The organism is Nitrospira sp. BLG_1, assembly GCF_047338595.1.
Lineage (GTDB): Bacteria > Nitrospirota > Nitrospiria > Nitrospirales > Nitrospiraceae > Nitrospira_D.
This window is the reverse complement of record NZ_JBLFBO010000010.1, coordinates 14,913-30,326: the sequence shown is the minus strand read 5'-3', so window position 1 is coordinate 30,326 and position 15,414 is coordinate 14,913. Positions and strand designations below refer to the sequence as shown.

Annotated in this window: 16 protein-coding genes and 1 tRNA gene; 7 read left to right on the top strand and 10 right to left on the bottom strand. The window is 57.0% G+C overall.

The window, feature by feature from the left end; translation table 11 throughout:
* Positions 1-26: 26 nt before the first annotated feature.
* Positions 27-1,478, bottom strand: coding sequence for a sigma-54-dependent transcriptional regulator (locus ACMTNU_RS10785; RefSeq protein WP_413935253.1), 1,452 nt, complete (start codon positions 1,476-1,478; stop codon positions 27-29).
* A 128-nt stretch (positions 1,479-1,606) separates the two neighbouring features.
* Positions 1,607-1,780 carry a hypothetical protein gene (locus ACMTNU_RS10780; RefSeq protein WP_413935252.1) on the bottom strand — a complete coding sequence of 58 codons (174 nt, stop codon included), beginning with the start codon at positions 1,778-1,780 and terminating at the stop codon, positions 1,607-1,609.
* Between the two features lie 102 nt (positions 1,781-1,882).
* On the opposite strand from ACMTNU_RS10780, the gene ACMTNU_RS10775 reads away from it, so the two are divergent.
* The 3 genes from ACMTNU_RS10775 to ACMTNU_RS10765 all read left to right on the top strand — a co-directional run bounded on the left by ACMTNU_RS10775 (position 1,883) and on the right by ACMTNU_RS10765 (position 2,961).
* Positions 1,883-2,164: a type II toxin-antitoxin system mRNA interferase toxin, RelE/StbE family gene (locus tag ACMTNU_RS10775; RefSeq protein WP_413935251.1), complete on the top strand. Its 282-nt coding sequence runs from the start codon at positions 1,883-1,885 to the stop codon at positions 2,162-2,164.
* Between the two features lie 5 nt (positions 2,165-2,169).
* The gene (locus ACMTNU_RS10770; protein ID WP_413935250.1) at positions 2,170-2,430 is read left to right on the top strand and encodes a helix-turn-helix domain-containing protein; all 261 of its coding nucleotides are present in this window, start codon (positions 2,170-2,172) and stop codon (positions 2,428-2,430) included.
* Between the two features lie 455 nt (positions 2,431-2,885).
* Positions 2,886-2,961: transfer RNA gene (locus tag ACMTNU_RS10765), tRNA-Thr, on the top strand.
* Positions 2,962-3,046: 85 nt separating this feature from the next.
* Here the strand turns inward: ACMTNU_RS10765 and ACMTNU_RS10760 are convergent.
* The 7 genes from ACMTNU_RS10760 to ACMTNU_RS10730 all read right to left on the bottom strand — a co-directional run bounded on the left by ACMTNU_RS10760 (position 3,047) and on the right by ACMTNU_RS10730 (position 9,716).
* The gene (locus ACMTNU_RS10760) at positions 3,047-4,024 is read right to left on the bottom strand and encodes a hypothetical protein (protein ID WP_413935249.1); all 978 of its coding nucleotides are present in this window, start codon (positions 4,022-4,024) and stop codon (positions 3,047-3,049) included.
* Between the two features lie 11 nt (positions 4,025-4,035).
* Positions 4,036-4,824 carry a hypothetical protein gene (locus ACMTNU_RS10755; RefSeq protein ID WP_413935248.1) on the bottom strand — a complete coding sequence of 263 codons (789 nt, stop codon included), beginning with the start codon at positions 4,822-4,824 and terminating at the stop codon, positions 4,036-4,038.
* 46 nt (positions 4,825-4,870) lie between these two features.
* The gene (locus tag ACMTNU_RS10750; RefSeq protein ID WP_413935247.1) at positions 4,871-5,407 is read right to left on the bottom strand and encodes a hypothetical protein; all 537 of its coding nucleotides are present in this window, start codon (positions 5,405-5,407) and stop codon (positions 4,871-4,873) included.
* A 40-nt stretch (positions 5,408-5,447) separates the two neighbouring features.
* Positions 5,448-6,143 carry a hypothetical protein gene (locus ACMTNU_RS10745; RefSeq protein WP_413935246.1) on the bottom strand — a complete coding sequence of 232 codons (696 nt, stop codon included), beginning with the start codon at positions 6,141-6,143 and terminating at the stop codon, positions 5,448-5,450.
* A gap of 27 nt (positions 6,144-6,170) precedes the next feature.
* Complete coding sequence (locus ACMTNU_RS10740; RefSeq protein WP_413935245.1) at positions 6,171-6,830, bottom strand: hypothetical protein; 660 nt, start codon at positions 6,828-6,830, stop codon at positions 6,171-6,173.
* Between the two features lie 190 nt (positions 6,831-7,020).
* Positions 7,021-8,208, bottom strand: a complete 1,188-nt coding sequence (locus ACMTNU_RS10735; RefSeq protein ID WP_413935244.1) for a class I SAM-dependent methyltransferase — start codon at positions 8,206-8,208, stop codon at positions 7,021-7,023.
* A gap of 140 nt (positions 8,209-8,348) precedes the next feature.
* Positions 8,349-9,716 carry a glutamate-5-semialdehyde dehydrogenase gene (locus ACMTNU_RS10730; RefSeq protein ID WP_413935243.1) on the bottom strand — a complete coding sequence of 456 codons (1,368 nt, stop codon included), beginning with the start codon at positions 9,714-9,716 and terminating at the stop codon, positions 8,349-8,351.
* A 221-nt stretch (positions 9,717-9,937) separates the two neighbouring features.
* Here ACMTNU_RS10730 and ACMTNU_RS10725 point away from each other — a divergent pair, with 221 nt between their 5' ends.
* The gene (locus ACMTNU_RS10725) at positions 9,938-10,768 is read left to right on the top strand and encodes a hypothetical protein (RefSeq protein ID WP_413935242.1); all 831 of its coding nucleotides are present in this window, start codon (positions 9,938-9,940) and stop codon (positions 10,766-10,768) included.
* Positions 10,769-11,044: 276 nt separating this feature from the next.
* Here ACMTNU_RS10725 and ACMTNU_RS10720 read toward each other — a convergent pair whose 3' ends face one another.
* Entirely contained in the window at positions 11,045-12,343 is a 1,299-nt protein-coding gene (locus tag ACMTNU_RS10720; protein WP_413935241.1) for an NTP/NDP exchange transporter, read from the bottom strand.
* 85 nt (positions 12,344-12,428) lie between these two features.
* On the opposite strand from ACMTNU_RS10720, the gene ACMTNU_RS10715 reads away from it, so the two are divergent.
* From ACMTNU_RS10715 to gnd, 3 genes are all read left to right on the top strand, one after another.
* The gene (locus ACMTNU_RS10715; RefSeq protein WP_413935240.1) at positions 12,429-13,460 is read left to right on the top strand and encodes a threonine aldolase family protein; all 1,032 of its coding nucleotides are present in this window, start codon (positions 12,429-12,431) and stop codon (positions 13,458-13,460) included.
* A gap of 126 nt (positions 13,461-13,586) precedes the next feature.
* Entirely contained in the window at positions 13,587-14,372 is a 786-nt protein-coding gene (locus ACMTNU_RS10710; protein ID WP_413935239.1) for a nucleotidyltransferase domain-containing protein, read from the top strand.
* A 138-nt stretch (positions 14,373-14,510) separates the two neighbouring features.
* A complete protein-coding gene (gene gnd / locus ACMTNU_RS10705) occupies positions 14,511-15,404 on the top strand; it encodes a phosphogluconate dehydrogenase (NAD(+)-dependent, decarboxylating) (RefSeq protein WP_413935238.1) in 894 nt (297 codons plus the stop codon).
* Positions 15,405-15,414: the final 10 nt, after the last annotated feature.

Here is a 15,414-nt window from a genome sequence, read left to right as displayed (position 1 = left end):
CGGAATCGCGTCAGGACTGGCATCGACTAGGTCGGAAGGTCGTCAATCTTTTGACTGGATACGCGGGGCCAGAGCGGAAGAGTTTCCACATGGGAGCGTGGATCGACTCCCTTGCGTTTCAGCTTTTCAACCAACGTGGTTCGATTCAAGTGGAGCAACTGCGCGGCTCTGGACGTAACCCCATTCGCCTTGCGCAACGCTTCCATGATGAGATGCTTTTCGTACTGTTCCACTTCTCTCGAGAGATTGATCCCATCGTCGTTGAACCGGATGAACTGTTCCTTGAATTCAGGCGTCATCGACCGGCGACCGAATTTTTGAGGCAAGTCCTCGACACCCAGCGTCCCCTGTTTTTTCAGGACAACCAATCGCTCGATCATGTTCTCCAGCTCGCGAATGTTACCGGGCCAATCGTACTCGATCAAGAACTGCAGCGCCTCAGTCGAAAAGCCCGACACATCCGTATGTTTGCTCTGATTGAACCGGGCCAGGAAATGCTCAATGAGCAGCGGAATATCGCTTCGGCGTTCGCGAAGAGGAGGAATCAGGATGGGAATGACGTTGAGCCGATAGAAAAGATCTTTCCGAAATCGCCGTTCCTCCACCTGCAACTCGAGATCCTGATTCGTCGCCGCGATAATGCGCACATCCACATGAATCGTGCGATTGCCTCCGACTCGTTCAAACTCCCGCTCCTGCAACACCCGCAGGAGCTTGACCTGCAAGGGAAGGCTCATCTCGCCGATTTCATCAAGAAAGATCGTCCCGCCGTTCGCCAATTCAAACCGACCCATCCGCGAATGAGTAGCGCCGGTGAACGCACCTTTTTCGTGTCCGAAGAGTTCCGACTCCAGCAGGTTTTCAGGAATGGCCCCGCAGTTGACCGGAACGAGCGGGCGGTCCCTTCGCAAACTGTTGAAGTGAAGCATCCGGGCAACCAACTCTTTGCCGGTCCCGCTTTCCCCTTGGATCATGACCGTGCTGTCGCTGTCGGCGACCTTTTGCACGAACTCCAACACCTGTTGCATCGGCTCACTGACTCCGACCAACTGCTCTAATCGATACTGATCACGGACGGCTTTCCGCAGCAGGTGGTTTTCCTGTCGCAGCCGATAGAACTCCGCCGCCTTTCGCACCACGACCGCAACCGTCTCAAGATCAAAGGGTTTGGTAATGAACTCAAAGGCCCCGGACTTCATGGCCCGAACCGCGGTTTCGATCGTCCCGAACCCGGTCATCATGATGGGAATGATTTTGGCATCCTGCTTGGCCAAACGATCGATAATCTCCAGCCCATCGATATCGGGCAACTGCAAGTCCGTGATCACGATATGAACGACCGACTCCTTGGCAATGTGAATGGCCGCGTTGCCGTCCTCGGCCATGGACACACCATAGCCTTCATGCAGAAGCACCTCCTGCAGAATTGCCCGGACGGCCGCATCATCATCGACAATTAATACGTTGACTTGGTTCATACTCATAAAATGTGGAATACGAAATGCATGGCGGGCTTAGAATAATGGCCCACGCCACTCTTTGCAAGCGATATCAATTACTTTTACAAGGGTCGGTAAACCGGAAGTGGATCGAACATCCGGACATTCTACCCTCCGTCCATCCGACCAGAGGACGAATGCGCGGTCGTGATCCGGACCAGTGCTGCCGCAGGAACCCGCACTGAGAAGAAACCACATTCCCTCACCGCGCCATCGACGGAGGTGGATGCATGTCCTTCACTCATGTCCTGTCGGTCCATCCGGAAGGGGGAGTGCGTCATGCAGCGTCCTTGTGAACCAGCGTCAATCGTTAAGATACCGAAGCCTGGCCCTATTAATGGATTGTGCTGGGCTATATCTTATATAGTATAGTACGCTCGTCCATGTGGGAGATCTACGAACACCGTCGAGCGAGCAGGAGCCTTGATCGCCTTCCGGTTGAGTTACTGAAACGCTATGAGAAGTGGAAAGACATCGTGCGGATCTCAGGCCCGGCAGGCTTGCGTCTCATCAAGGAGTTCCACGATGAGCGGCTTCAAGGAGAATGGGAAGGACATCGATCATCACGACTGAATGTGCGGTATCGAGTGATCTACAAGGTTGAAGCCCAGCGCATCCTGGTAGTGGTCATGGACGTCACCGCGCACGATTATCGGAGGCAATGATGAAAATGAAAGACGTTCGTCCGGCAAAAGTACGGACTGCGGTGTCGGTAGGAGAATCCGTTCGGATCGTTCGTGAACTCCAGGGGCTCACGCAGAGCGAACTGGCACGCAGGACCAAAATTCCACAGTCCACAATCTCGGCGATCGAAAACAACACCATCAATCTGGGCGTCGAACGGGCCAAAACCCTGGCGCTGGTACTGCAATGCCATCCCGCCGTCCTGGTCTTTCCAGGCTGGGACGTGACCAAACAACCCGCTGCCTAACCACTGACCCACGATAGTCAGCTTCACTCATCCACCAACCACTCCTCACTCGATCCTCAAGCAAGGACTGTGAGCGAAACACGCCTCCCTATTGCTGATCGGCCCAACAAGTCCTTCGTAAATCCATAGCTCAGTCGGACAGCGTATCAGTCGTCTTGACCCATTCTAAATATGTCCACAGATATAATGGACCCACGGCAGTGACAACGGATTGGCCATTATCAATGCGCTCGACGTATTCACCATGCATGAAAAGACGCACGACCCCCTTTACCTTCTACATCAAAAATCACTCGGAGTTCGAGGACGTCGGCACCCGCATGCTTGCGCAATGGGCGCAGGGCATGGCCACCTCGCTTCGTCTTTACCGGACGAAGTCGCCAAGAGACCACTCGGAACACTTGACCCCAAGGCCGAGAGTCTGTAAAACTGCAACTCGTTCAAATCATTAGGAAGCTGGCGTAGCTCAATCGGCAGAGCAGCGGTTTTGTAAACCGCAGGTTGGAGGTTCGATTCCTCTCGCCAGCTCCAACCTCACCTTCGCTCAGCTCAAGATTGGATTGGGATAGTTTCTGAGAGCGGTGGACTTGGACTGTGGCCCTGGGAACGACGCACTCTATCGCTGGATGCGGAGAACGGGGCCAAGGGTCAGCCACTTGATCGGACCCAGTGCGGCCTTGTGCGGAAGGTGCCCCACGTACCAGAAGACGATGTCTTGTTCCTGAATCCCCTCTTGGTCCTGATCGTAGGCGAGTTCCCCTCGGGCACCAAACGTCCAGGGTTCATCTTCCCAACGCTTGTTCCGCCGAACTGCAATATCCATATCCGAAAATGAGTCCCTTGTCAGGGCCTCATCGGTCAAGGGGCTATAGGCCTGACCCGGCATCACCCACACCCCATGCCCCGTCGGTTGATCCCGAACAAACCAGATCCGATCCGGCACGTTCGTATCATTGATCTCGTTCGTATACTTATGCCATCCGGCCCCCCACCCCTCGTCTTTTCCACCGACATCATAGCGAAACACCTGGTCTTGCCCATTGCCGTCGATGTCGAAATCAAATCGCCAGTAGGGATGGTGCACATGGTCGGTATTACAAGACAGGCCTCGGCTATGAACGACCGGATGAATTTCTCCATCCCGCGAGATGTACCATGCCTGATAAATGTGGTATTCGCCGATTCTGGCGTAGACCCCCAGCTCCAGCCATTCCACCTCGTCATGGTGATAGGTCTGCGCACAGACTTTCTTGTCTCCACAATTCGGAATGGGCACGGTATTCGTCCAACTCAACCGATCCTGGAACGGGCCGCACCGGCCGGTTGCCGCACGAGACCCACCCAGTGAAAAGGGATTCCACCAGTGCCGCTCTTTCTCATACTTGACTCGAAGGACGGGCATGCTCGCTTTAGCCAGCACTTTTTCTCCGGCATAGAACACGTTCCGTAACACCAGACCGGTATCGTCGCTGATGTCCCAATCAAGGCTCCATGGTGTGAAATCGATATGGCCGCCTCTGTCTTCAGCCAAGAGGAAAGACGGCGAGAAGAGACCGCCCAGCAACGCCAAGAGGAGGATGATTCGCTGTTTCACAGGCCGCTCCTTTACGGATGTGCGTCTTCTTTTTCGACCTTCAGAACGGTTTGTGCGCTCAGATCGACAACAGCCCAATATTCCGGATTACCGGTGAGCCCCTTGGAAAACGTCACCCAGAAGACCCGGTGACCGTACCCCGGTTCGTTCCACAGCACCCCGTCTCCCGGCTGCATGAGAATCGCGTGACCATCCAGCTGCGGAAGCCCGCCCGGAATTCGGCTGTCCTTTCTCGCCAGATCGATGGCCTGCTGCATTTCCTCCTCTCCCTCCGGAGGAAGGTACGACCGATCTCTCTGCACGATCGTGATGACATCCTCACCCTTTATCTCAACATCCACGGCAACATCGTTCGTATAGCTGTAAAACAGCAGATGATGTTTGGGCATCATTCCGGTGCAACATTCGGAAAGATGTGTGGTACTCGGATCGGTGACCGTTACGGAGATGACCGTGTAGCGACTCCCAAGGACCTGGCGGAGTTTCGAGTTGGTCACGGCTTTCGCTGCGAGGTCCGAGGCTCTCGCCGTCGACGCCGCCCCATCCGCTACAGTGCCCAGGCCGGCGGGAAGCGCGGTGATCCCCATCGGTCTCCTGCGTACACCGTCAGCGGGATCATCGAATTCCAACCGATGGACATGACCAGGAGGGAAAGGCAGGGAAGCAGCCGTGACGGTTTCCGGACTTCGTACTTCACTGTGCTGGCGTGGACCGGACAATGCCGAACAACCCTGATGCAACAGCACAAGCATCAGCAGAAGCAGTCGACCATGAGCGGACACCGGCTCACCCCTTCTCATCAGATTTGTTCCGCAATGACACCACCCCAAGGATGGGAACTGCCGATCATGCCGCGGCAACCTTCATGGCCACCTTTGCCGCAAACTTCGCCAGGCCGACCGCCCCGTCGAGGACAAACGCCAGTTTCTGCCGTTTTTCCGCATCGAGTCGTGCACGATTCAACAACGTATCCAATTCGTCGATCTCCGGCTGGTTGAACGGAATCATCCTCGACACCGTCTCGTTAAACGTGTCGGCCAGTTTCTTGTACAGCCTGGACCGATGAAGCAATTGCAAGGCGCGCAATTCCGGATCACCGTCGGAATCGCGAATGGCCTGACTCACCTCATTGATCTCCTCAAGCAGCGCAGCTTGAGTGGCTCGAACGTCGGAGGATTTGGCCACCACGAACTTGACGTGAGGACCAAGCGCGTCCAACACTTCCTGAGCATCGTCCTTCGCCACATTCAACTTGGTGAAGAACTTCCGTATGTCAGTGGCAGCCGTTTCACCAAGCTCGATCCCCTCTCTGATCTGAGTGATCAGCGCGTCATTCTGTTTGAGAAAGGCGGTGATACCTTCGACGCTCATCGGGATACTCATTGAGGCCTCCTCCAGCTCACAGGGTCTTCGCCATTCCTATTCACTTGACTCGTTCGATAAGGTCCATGAGATCCACCGTCAGCGATCGCGTCCGATCCAACGCTCGTGATTTGAGAAACCGATAGGTCGCCGCTTCACCCAGCGCCTCGTTCACCGTCCGCGAACTGGCGAGCACCTGAGCCAACCGATCCGATCCACCTGGGACGTATTCCACCAACGCCCCAACGAACTCGGGATCGACCGAGGCGAGGAATGATTTCTGACTGTACCGCTCGATCTGTGTATGGATCGTCGCGAGCTCACCCCACGAATCTTCAATACGGCTGACCGCCTCCAGTACCGCACAAAAATCGTCCTCGAATTGCTTCTTCACCGCCTGTTCAAGTCCTTGGTACTCAGCAAGATACGTCTTGCCGATCAAGTAGGACACCGCCCATGCATCGACCCCTTTCTTCGTCAGCACATTCTGCGGTGACGCGGCAATGAGCGCATGTCGCGCTTCGGCGGCCTGAACGAGCTTGATACTGGTATCAAGGTCATCGAGCGATTGCTTCAAATACTCGATCCGTTTTTGAGTATCGCGATGGTATTGGTGGAGATTGGTCTGCGCGGCATCGATCTTGACACCTTCTCGTTTGACCAGATCTCGAACCGCGTTGCTCTGAATCGAATGACAGCCTGCTTGGGCAACCAGCACGAGCAGCGCCACAGCGACGACGACTCTAGGTGACTGCATGAAAGGCTCCTTCCTGTAACTACCCTCTCACCGCAAGGCCTTTACGGACTCGCTCAGCTGTCGGATGTCCGCTTTGTCTATCGTGACATCGATGTCAAGATAACGTTTGACCATCCCGTTGAGCCGACGCAATGCGGCAAGATTCGTTTGATAGTCGTCAAATCCGCTGTAGTCAGTCGGCCTGGTGTTCTCTTCGATCTTTCGCTCGGCTTCCACCTGGGTATGAATGACGTTGATGAGAGTCGGAATCTCACGGATGAGGCTGTTCATATCGCCTTGGCCTTTTTCAAACACGATCGTACCCTGTTTGTCTTTGCGTTCCGGAAGGTCCTTGAGACGCATGCTATTGATGGCATGGATCAGTGCGCTTCGCATGTCGGGGGCTGTTCCGAATTCTTTGATCGTCGCCGAAACCAGCGCGCCTCTGCCGGCCTCGTCCGCCGGACCGGGGTCGGTCGTCGCCCATTTCAACGCCAGGTTGAGTAGCGCCAGTTGCTTCGTGTACTGATACCAGTACGCATAGCGCTGGTCGATCGTCTCCAGGAGTTGGCGATGCATGTCCATCAGCCTGGCGTTTTCGGCATAGGCCTGATCCTTGGCGAGCAACGCCTGCTTGACTTCCGGCGGCGTCGTGCAACCGATACACAGGGTGCTCAGTACAGCGAGAACGGTGTGCGCCGTTTTCATGACCATCTCTCCTTCCGACTCATCACCCGGCAGGAACACGAATTGACATCGCACTCAGCGTTCAGGAGACATCTGTTGGGAAGCGACTCAAGGGTAGCGAGAGCGGAAAACGATTGCAAGGACGATATCGGGTTTTGATGGATTTTGTGGTCCGAAGATCCGTATAGACCAGTACAAACTAGGAGATCTGCTAGGCGATCTCACGTAGAATGTCCTGGTAGTACGTCTCCAGTATGCCGGCTTGAGCCTGCTGCACGATGACCAACTGACGTTGGTCGAAGGTATTCGCGCAGTACAAATACTGAAACCCTAGAAATCTTCCACGCTCGACATGGACCTGTCGACCGTCCGGCTCCTCGCGTGTGGTCTCGGCGAGCACGTCGCGGCCCATGAGTTGTTCCCATGCCGTTTGAGCGGAAGGCCGATGATTTTCATAGAGGGGATGCTCGGCATCGCTAGAGATCGCGATGGCTTCAGGAGCAAATGGGCGACCCTCATCTGGCTCTGGTGATTCATCCCATATGACAGTCTCCTGACTTCTGCGCTGCAACCGATAACATGGTCCGTCCTCTACAAGTTCTTCGACTGTGTGATATTGGACGGGGATGGGAGGTTCGATCAGCTGTAACCCTCTCGCCGCCAGGGCTCGCTGGAAAGGCACTCGTCTGGCCAGTTGCCTGCTTTTCTCACACACCATCACGTGCCCCTCTGAAGACAGCACATCCACCAGGTTGTCCAACCGACGACCAAGCCCTGTTCGCTGTTCGAATGCCGCCTGAAGTGTCGGATCGTTCCCACGTTCAAAGGTCCGCCAACTTCGGCTTGGAAGTCCAGGATCTTGCTCAGCCTGAAACAGCGCATGGGTGGCCACCGCAAGATCGTAGCAACCGGAAAGCCGCTGGACCTCTCCGTCCACACAGTCGAAGCGGAGATTGCGTATGCCCAATCGGTCAGCTTGTTTTTGTGCGACCGCAATGGACGCGGGTGACCGGTCGACCCCCACAAAACTCTTCTCCGGAAACAGGCGTGCACAAAAAGAGGTCAGAATCCCCAGTCCACAACCAAAATCGAGGATCTGCTTCGCAGCACTACACTGCACCGCCATCCATGGAGCGATCGCTTCGTAATAGTCGTATCGCTGGCTGTACAGCACCGGAAAGATCGTCGGACGGGCAGCAACATCATAGAAGGCAATCTCATCGCGACGATCGCCTACGCGTTTTCGTTCGGCGCATGACGCAAGCTGTTTCAGATCGTCCGGAGAGAATTGTTCCTGTTGCCAGGCAAAGTAATCGTGGTCGGTCGTGAACTTCCTGAGTCCCCACCAGGCCAGATGCTCGAAGAGGGCCGCTCGTATCTCATCTGAAGAGGGGAGCATATGGCCGATGGCTTCTGGCCGAGGACTAGGTGAAAAACCGGCGTATCATCCTGAATGTTCCGTGCTATAGGCCATTCGCTATACGCTCCTCGCCTCAGCACGACACACTTCACGCTTTACGCCTGACACTTCAACGGAAATCACGGCCTCTTCAGCATGATGGCGTCGAAGTACGTCTCCGGTACCGGATGGGGTAACCGTAGCTGTCCGGATCCGAATGCCACATACTTTTCACAGGTCAGCTGCTCCAGACCAATCGGGCCCTTCGCGTGCAACTTCCCGACACTCAACCCCACGTCATGCCCCATCCCGAAACTCTCTCCAGCATGCAGCCTGGTCGACGCATTCACCAGCACGGCGCCGGCATCGACTTCCCTGGTGAATCGAATCGCCGACTCATAGCGGTTGGTGGCAATCACCGCCGTCAGACAGGGGCGATGGGCGGCAATGTGCGCCAACGCCTCGTCCAAGCCTTCCACCATCTTGATGGCTAAGGTGGGTCCGGCAAACTGCGTCCGCCAATCGGCCTCCGTTGCGGGGACAATTGCCGTATGGCCCGTCATGGCCATCTGCCCCATGAGGGCGACGGTCTTCGGGCAGGCATGCACCTCCACTTTAAACTGATCGAGTAATCGATTGATCAACGGCGGCAGGAACTGTCGCCCGATCACCTGTTGCACGAGCAACGTATCCAGGGAGTTGGAGGCTCCCGGCTGTTGGACTTTCGAGTTAATCACCAGATTTTGCGCCATCGGAATGTCGCTGTCGCCGTCGATATACAGCTGCGTCACCCCCCCGTCATCGCACAACACCGGCACCTTCGCCTGCTCCGCGACAGCCTTTCGTAACCCGGCGCCGCCTCGCACGATGAGGGCGTCCACCGCTTTTGCCGATCGCATCAGTTCGAGCGCCACATCTCGATCCGGCCGATCAATTAGAACCCAAGCCCCAGCCGGCACCCCACTCTTCAAGGCCGCCTCACGCAACCCCGCATCAATCGCCTGATGGGTATGCCGCCATTCCGGAGCCCCGCGAAGAATACAGAAATTCCCCGACTTCAGCCCCAACGCAATCGACTCCACCGTGACGAGCGGACTGCGCTCCGAAAGCACCCCTAGCACGCCGATCGGTACCTTGACCCGCGAGACGAGCAACCCATCCGGACGCTCCTGCCGTGACACCACCAGCCCCACCGGATCCGGCAGCTCGGCAATCTGATGAAGTTGCCCAACCATCTCGTGAATCTGTTCAGCCGTCACCCGCACATGGGTCACGGCAGCCTTCATCCCCTCCTTGGCGGTTCCCTCCCCAAAAGACTTCCCCACCGCCTCGACATCCTTCGCGTTCGCCGTTAGAATTGTGTCGTGGTCAGACGCCACACGCTCAGCCATGGCGTGAAGCGCGGTCGTCTTGACCGGGCCAGGGAGGAGCCGCAGGGCGCCGGCAATACTCCGTGAGTCTTTACACAGCTTTTCGATGTATAATTTAGCAGGAACGTCAATCGCCATAAGCCTCATGATCCACAAACAGGTTCAACTGCGTCGTTGCCGTCACGAGCACCTCGTGAGCACCGGCCTGATGATGGAGACGGCGGACTATAACACGCGTTTTTTCGATCAGTAAACCACGGTCGAGATCTCAGACGTGCCGAGCAGGGCACTGATCAGTGAGGATGACGAATAACAAACCGGCAGGAGCACGTCGAGATAGGCCGGACGAAGGAGGAACAATGCGGTCTGGAGTGCAAATGAACGGACGCGGGTGCTACTTGGCGCTTTGCCTGATCCTCACAACAACCTTGGGAGCCTGTGCGCAGTTGAAATCCGCACAGACGCTGACGGCACCAACGCAGGCCACCCCTGAACAAGTCGCCGAACGAGAGCGGGAGAGCCAGCCGCCCAAAGCCGTGCAAGCGCGTTCGGCCGACAGCCCCCGCCAATCGTGCCTGGTCACGTTTGACGATGAAGCCGCACTGGGCCAGATCTACGGGCATGCCAGATCGACATTGGCCCTCAAAACCAGCCGTGGGTCAAACGGACAGCTGCAAGTCTGTGACAGTACCAAGCACACCAACTGCTGGACCTACCGTCAACACTGTTCACGCAGCGACATTAATCTTGAGACCATCGGCTCGGCCCATTATCATTTGAGCATGGAGACCGGGATCGAGTGTTATACCCTCCCGGATCCTGGAGACGGCCTGGGACGAGGATTCGGTAGGCTCGTGGAATGGAAGTGCACCGATGTGGATTGGGTCAGAACCCCGCGCGTCCTGACCTCCCATGACCAAAGTCAGTGGGTCAAAATATGGCTCAGCACAACCGATACCCATGCGCCCATCTACTTCGACATGGACTCGATTCAGGTGCTCCCCGATACCTCGATCCAGCTCTGGTTCCGAAAGCGGGATGGCACCTGGTGGTTCTGGCCCGAGCTGCAAGCCAACACCACATGGACGCTCCGTGACCATGTGCGCGATGTCTCCGAAGTGCGGATCCGAGGAGCCCGAGCAGGCCGAACCAGCTCCTACGTCATCGGCGCGGTGACGATCCGGGACTGAGCACCACATCCCTCAACGGATTCATACGGTTCGACTTGGCTCACACAGGGTCTGACGAGTCCATTCCGGGCTTGCCGAAGCATGAAGTCTGAGCGTTCGCCTCAGCGTCACTTGACATGCGTGGAGACACTGGTCGGGCTGCAGAATCAGTGACAACAATTCCTGGCAGGCTCGCACGGCTTGAGGGGACGGTAGGAGTGGCGGCCATGTGCCACCTCGTCGCGCTGCGCTTGCTCAGAGCCCCCTCTTCTATTTTCAGGACGAGACCAAATAGTTTCAAGACGTCTTCTGCGAGGGCGATGGCGACCGATGTCCCTCTTCCCGAGCCAGCATCGTCGCCAGCCAGGCCCAGACGACCATCATTGGCACCAACGCCAACGCAATGTGAGTTGTTGTGGCACCGAGAGCTTTCACACCCGTGACGAGCCATCCGGTTGAAGCGTCGCCGCCGCGAGAAATGGCCGTGTCGATAAAATTCTTCGCTTTATATTTCTCTTCTCGACTGACGACGGTGAAGAGCACTTCACGCGCCGGCTTCGAGAGCGCATACTCCCCCACCCGCCGCAGGACGGAAAAGACGACGTAGAGTGCAAGGGTGGGCCATACGGCAATGCCTAAAAACCCAATCACGCTGATGACGGGCAAAAACAGCAACGGCGCGACCAGGCCGAAGCGCCGAATCACGCGCTGTGTGAGAAACACCTGGGTCAACCACGTCAACAGCCCTGTCGTAAAGTCCAGACTGGAGAACAGGCGAGTGCGGGCTTCCGGCTGATCGAGATATTCAGACACCAAGCGAGTCTGTTCGAGATACAGAAACGTGGCGGTCATGGTCAGACAGGCCAAATACCCGCAGATCTTCATCAAGTACGGTGAGGACAGTGTCAGACGGATGCCGGCCAGGAAGCTGCCGTGAAGCGGCTCACCGGGCCTCGACTGGTGATGCGCGGACTGTTCACGTCCCCACTGCTCGAGTCGATAGATACATCCCAGACAGAGCAGCAGAAACCCCGCCGAGGCCAGCATGAGCACCGGCACCGGGAAGACAAACGTCAGTCCTGTTGTGATCAACGGGCCGACCAATGCCCCGCTGCTCCCTCCCGCCGCAATGACTCCGAACAGTCTCGTCCCCTGCTCGGTTGTGAAGAGATCGGCCATGAAGCTCCAGAACACGGACACGATCAACAGATTGATCACCGAGAGCCACACGAAAAAACTGCGGGCCACCCACTCGGGATACACATGACTTGTCATCAGCACGTAGTACGCGAGCAGGTTCGTAATAATGAACCCGTACACCGTCAGCAGCAATCGATAGCGTGAGCACCGCGCGGAGAGCCACCCGAATAGCGGCGTGGCCCCGAGCATGGTGAGAAACGTCGCCGTCATCATCCACGGGAGATGCTTGAGTCCCCCTTCGATGGCCATCTCATCACGAACGGGCCGGAGGATGGAATACCCGCAGAGGAGGCAGAAGAAATAGGCGAACGCCCAGGCCAACGGTACCAGCTCTTCCTGTCTGGCTCCGAGGAAGTCGGCCCATCGCTGAAGTCGAGCATGACGTGGATCATCCATGCGCCCGCAGTGTATCAGGTGTATCGTCGCCTGCAAGTAGAAGATCTGCTACAATGCGCTGCCGTATAGAGGGGAGGCCATAAGGATGATCGATCTTCGTAGTGACACCGTCACCAAACCGACCGATGAGATGCGCAAGGCGATGGCCCGCGCGGACGTGGGCGATGACGTCTATGGCGAAGACCCGACCGTCAATCGGCTCCAAGACATGGCCGGGGCGATGCTGGGCAAGCGGTTCTGTCTCTTCGTTCCCTCCGGCACCATGTCCAATCAACTGGCGATTCGCATTCAGACCCAACCGGGACAAGAAGTCATCGTCGAAAGCACAAGCCATATCGTCCGATACGAGCAGGGCGCAGCCGGTGCCCTGGCCGGGGTGCAGCTTCATTGGGTGCCGGGAGAGCGCGGCATCATCACGGCTGAGCAGGTGGAAGCTGCGATCCGGCCGGCTGACCCGCACAGCATCAAGACCGCGCTGATCTGTTTGGAAAATACACACAATGCCGGCGGCGGCACCATCTACCCTCTTTCAACGATCGAAAAAGTCCGCGCGATCGCAGTGAGATACGGCATCCCGATGCATCTGGACGGCGCCAGGCTCTTCAATGCCGTGGCTGCCACGACGCTCCCTCCGACCGCCTATGCCCAGCATTTTGAAACCGTCTCCCTCTGCCTCTCGAAGGGGCTCGGCGCGCCCGTCGGATCCCTGCTCCTCTCCAACGATCCCAAGCTCATCGAGCGAGCGCGTCGCTTTCGCCGCATGTACGGAGGCGCCATGCGTCAAGCCGGCGTGTTGGCTGCCGCCGGCATCTACGCATTGGAACGGCATGTGGCCCGTCTCAAAACCGACCACGAACATGCGAAGAAACTGGCCCGGCTGCTTCAGCAAATTCCAGCCATCCAGATCGCTCCGCAGCATGTGGAAACGAATATCGTGATCTTTGACATCCTCGACGAGGGACGCTCGCCGAACGACCTGATCGCCGCACTCAAAGAGCAAGGTGTGCTCATCAACTCGGTCGGCGGAAAGAGCTATCGCGCCGTCACACACCTGGACATTACGGACCCTCAGATTGAAGAAGCCGTCGCAGCGTTCACGCGGGTTCTCCCTCGATGATCGTTCGACATTGACAGGCTCCCCCTCGATCCATAGAATGCCAAAGTGATGCCGTGGCATGCGGACCTCGCACCACGAATGCGCAAGGAAACATCCATAACCACTCTGCGATAATTATTGATGTCTATGGAATCCAACACGGCGACCACCACTCCGACTCGTGAAGAACTGAACGCCGAGCTACTCGAAGTGCCTGAGCCGCCGGAACAACCGGAGAGTCCTCCCCCTCCAGGCTTTGAGGACGGCATTGAAGTGGCCGTCCGGCATGTGAAGGGCCGCAGAGGAGGCGACTTGGTCGGCATCCTCCTGGTCGGATCCGGGGCGCGGCGCACACTCACACCCCATAGCGATATCGATCTGCTCGCCCTCGTCAAGGGAGAAACAGAGGGTCATGAAATTCTCCGAGTCGGCGAGCGACTCGCCGATATCCGCTATCATGGCTACCGTTCGGTAGAAGATGACCTCGCCTACTCCCTCCGACTCCCCTCCCTCTTGCGAAAAAGTCGGATCCTCTACGATCATGACGGTGTCTGCGCCAAACTCCTCGACAAAGTCCATCAGCGCTTTCGCCAGGGCCCGCCGTCGGCATCCATCAATGAGCAGATTCGTCTCAAGGCGGAGTGCTACCATCTCTTAGGGAAGGCGCAGGATCTCGTAGACAAACCGGGCACCGCCTACTACCTATTGACGCTCTTTTACGAAGATTGCATTTCCGCCTTCTTTCGGCTGAGAGGGTTTTGGCTGGTCGCGCCGGTGGATGTCCATCGCTTCATGTTTTCCCGCGAGCCCACTCTAGCCGACCTGGCCGGACAGTTTCTGACCTCCACGACTCTCGTCGACCGGCTCAACTTTGGCCGGCAGTTTGCCGATCTCCTCTTTAAGGATGTCCCGAATCCGGCTCGTATCGACTGACCGCCGCACGGTACAGAACCGGCAGCGTCCTAATCACGACGTTGTGTTGCATACGATGGAAGAGGCCTGCCTCTGATCGTGCCATCGATCAGCGGGCATCGGTTCTCTGTCACCGACCTTCATACCAAGGAGCCCTTTATGGAACTGGGATTTGTCGGGTTAGGAAAAATGGGCATGAACATGGTCATCCGTCTACGACGCGATCAGCACCGCGTGGTCGTCTATGACCGATCGAACGACCTCATCCACCAGGCCGAAGGCCATGGTTGTGTCGGCTCCACGTCTCTTGCCGATCTGGTAAGCAAACTCAGTGCACCCCGTGCCGTCTGGATCATGGTTCCCTCCGGTGCACCGACGGAAGAAACTGTACAGGCCGTGGCGGCATTGTTGAAACCAGGGGACACGATCATCGACGGCGGCAATACCAGATTTCACGATGACGTCCGACGAGCTGCGATATTGAAGCCACAGGGGATCCACTACGTCGACGCAGGAACCAGCGGAGGAATCTGGGGACTAAAAGTCGGCTACTGCCTCATGGTCGGAGGAGAAGAGGCCGCAGTGCAACGGCTCGCTCCGTTGTTCAAGACCCTGGCTCCGGACAATGGATGGGCCCATGTCGGCGCCGTCGGGGCAGGTCACTACGTCAAAATGGTTCATAATGGAATCGAATACAGTATGATGCAAGGCTATGCGGAAGGCTTTGAGCTGATGTCGAAAAGCGAGTACAAACTGGATTTGGGACGCGTCGCCGATCTCTGGATGCACGGCAGCGTGGTGCGCTCTTGGCTGCTGGAGCTCGCCGTCGGCGCGCTCAAACAGGATCCGAAACTCGACCAGCTGAAAGGGTATGTGCAGGACTCCGGGGAAGGCCGCTGGATGATTGCCGATGCCATTGAAAAAGACGTCCCGGTCCCCACATTGACGACCGCACTCTTCACACGGTTTCGATCGCGACAAGAGCAATCCTTTGCGGAAAAGATGTTGGCGGCCCTTCGCAACGCGTTCGGCGGTCACGCGGTCCGTCGATAACGAGACGAGT

Bases quoted from the DNA above. Each gene is read 5' to 3' on its own strand.
- ACMTNU_RS10785 (WP_413935253.1), bottom strand. From the start codon at position 1,478: ATGAACCAAGTCAACGTATTAATTGTCGATGATGATGCGGCCGTCCGG.
- ACMTNU_RS10780 (WP_413935252.1), bottom strand. From the start codon at position 1,780: ATGACGCACTCCCCCTTCCGGATGGACCGACAGGACATGAGTGAAGGA.
- ACMTNU_RS10775 (WP_413935251.1), top strand. From the start codon at position 1,883: ATGTGGGAGATCTACGAACACCGTCGAGCGAGCAGGAGCCTTGATCGC.
- ACMTNU_RS10770 (WP_413935250.1), top strand. From the start codon at position 2,170: ATGAAAGACGTTCGTCCGGCAAAAGTACGGACTGCGGTGTCGGTAGGA.
- ACMTNU_RS10755 (WP_413935248.1), bottom strand. From the start codon at position 4,824: ATGAGAAGGGGTGAGCCGGTGTCCGCTCATGGTCGACTGCTTCTGCTG.
- ACMTNU_RS10750 (WP_413935247.1), bottom strand. From the start codon at position 5,407: ATGAGTATCCCGATGAGCGTCGAAGGTATCACCGCCTTTCTCAAACAG.
- ACMTNU_RS10745 (WP_413935246.1), bottom strand. From the start codon at position 6,143: ATGCAGTCACCTAGAGTCGTCGTCGCTGTGGCGCTGCTCGTGCTGGTT.
- ACMTNU_RS10740 (WP_413935245.1), bottom strand. From the start codon at position 6,830: ATGAAAACGGCGCACACCGTTCTCGCTGTACTGAGCACCCTGTGTATC.
- ACMTNU_RS10735 (WP_413935244.1), bottom strand. From the start codon at position 8,208: ATGCTCCCCTCTTCAGATGAGATACGAGCGGCCCTCTTCGAGCATCTG.
- ACMTNU_RS10730 (WP_413935243.1), bottom strand. From the start codon at position 9,716: ATGGCGATTGACGTTCCTGCTAAATTATACATCGAAAAGCTGTGTAAA.
- ACMTNU_RS10725 (WP_413935242.1), top strand. From the start codon at position 9,938: ATGCGGTCTGGAGTGCAAATGAACGGACGCGGGTGCTACTTGGCGCTT.
- ACMTNU_RS10720 (WP_413935241.1), bottom strand. From the start codon at position 12,343: ATGGATGATCCACGTCATGCTCGACTTCAGCGATGGGCCGACTTCCTC.
- ACMTNU_RS10715 (WP_413935240.1), top strand. From the start codon at position 12,429: ATGATCGATCTTCGTAGTGACACCGTCACCAAACCGACCGATGAGATG.
- ACMTNU_RS10710 (WP_413935239.1), top strand. From the start codon at position 13,587: ATGGAATCCAACACGGCGACCACCACTCCGACTCGTGAAGAACTGAAC.
- gnd (WP_413935238.1), top strand. From the start codon at position 14,511: ATGGAACTGGGATTTGTCGGGTTAGGAAAAATGGGCATGAACATGGTC.